The organism is Kitasatospora sp. NPDC004799 (assembly GCF_040609095.1).
Taxonomy (GTDB): Bacteria; Actinomycetota; Actinomycetes; order Streptomycetales; family Streptomycetaceae; genus Kitasatospora.
Map to the genome: position 1 here is coordinate 1 of NZ_JBEXJK010000792.1, position 1,417 is coordinate 1,417.

Consider the following 1,417-nt stretch of genomic DNA (forward strand, 5'->3'; position numbering starts at 1 on the left):
GCCCCCCCCCCCGCCGCCCCGGGCCCCCCACCCCCCCCCCCCCCGCCCCCTGGGGGGGGGCGGGGGGGGGGGCGGGGGCGGGGTGCCCGGGGGAAATCACGGTGCGCGGGACGGACCCGGTGGGCACACTGATCCGATGATCACCGACCACTGGCCCCTGCGGGGGCTGCGGGTGTCCTCGCCCCGCCTGGAGCTGCGCCTGCCCACCGAGGACGAACTCGCCGAGGTGGCCGACGTCGCCGCGCGCGGCGTCCACCCGCCCCAGGACCGTCCGTTCCTGACACCGTGGGGCGAACTCGCGCCCGCCGAACGGGCCCGGCACGTGGTGCAGTCGCACTGGCGGCGCCTGGGCCGCTGGAACGCGCGGGACTGGGCGCTGGACCTGGTCGCCTTCCACGAGGGCCGCCCGGTGGGCATCCAGGACATGCGCGCCAAGGAGTTCGGCGTGCGGCGCGAGATCGTCTCCGGTTCCTGGCTCGGCCTGGAACACCAGGGCAGGGGCCTGGGCACCGAGATGCGCGCCGCGATGCTCCACCTGGCCTTCGCCGAACTGGGCACACGGTCGGCGACCTCGATGTCCTTCACCGACAACCACCCCTCACTGGCCGTCTCCCGCCGACTCGGCTACCGAAGCGACGGCATCGACCGCGACGTCCTGGACGGACACGTGGTCGTCTCCCAACGGCTGCGCCTGAGCCCCGAAGCCTGGACCGAACACGCCCGCACCCCGGTCACCGTCACCGGCCTGACCGACGACTGCCGCACCCTCTTCGGCCTGAACCCCTGAAACCCGGCCACCCCCCGCCCCCGGCGCGCCACCCCGGTCCTCCCACCGACACACCCCACGAAGCAGAACGTCGACCCCACCGACTCCCCACTCCCCCCACCACACCCCCACAAGCCCGGCCCCGGAACCACGGAACCGGGCGCAGCAGCGGAACCGCCACCGGCCCGGGTCCCGCGCCGTGGACGCAGGTACCGTTCCCCGCGCCCGGCACCAGAAGCCGGCCCGCCCGACTTCCGACGCACCCCCAGCACCAGCGGTCGCGGCAAGCGGCCCGCCGCCGACACGCCCCAGGGAGCAGGAGCTCGTCGGACCCGCCACACACACAAGCCCGGGGCCGGTTCCGTGGTTCCGGGCGCAGCAGCGGAACCGCCACCCGCCCGGGTCCCGCGCCGTGGACGCAGGTACCGTTCCCCCGCACCCGGCACCAGAAGCCGGCCCGCCCGACTTCCGACGCGCCCCCAGCACCAGCGGTCGCGGCGAGCGGCCTGGTCGAACCCGCCGACTTCCCGCTCCCCCACCACCTTCCCCGCCACGTCCGGGACTATCACGATCTAGGTGTACGACACCCGGTTGGACTAGGTGTTGATCTTGCTGTCGGGCGTGGGCCAGGTGGCCTACGCCCGTCCGGCT

1 protein-coding gene is annotated in these 1,417 nt (G+C 75.1%); it reads left to right on the forward strand.

Going from position 1 to position 1,417, the window contains the following annotated elements; genetic code table 11:
• The first annotated feature begins 136 nt into the window (after positions 1–136).
• Entirely contained in the window at positions 137–787 is a 651-nt protein-coding gene (locus ABZW03_RS40845) for a GNAT family N-acetyltransferase (RefSeq protein ID WP_355269943.1), read from the forward strand.
• Positions 788–1,417 lie beyond the last annotated feature (630 nt).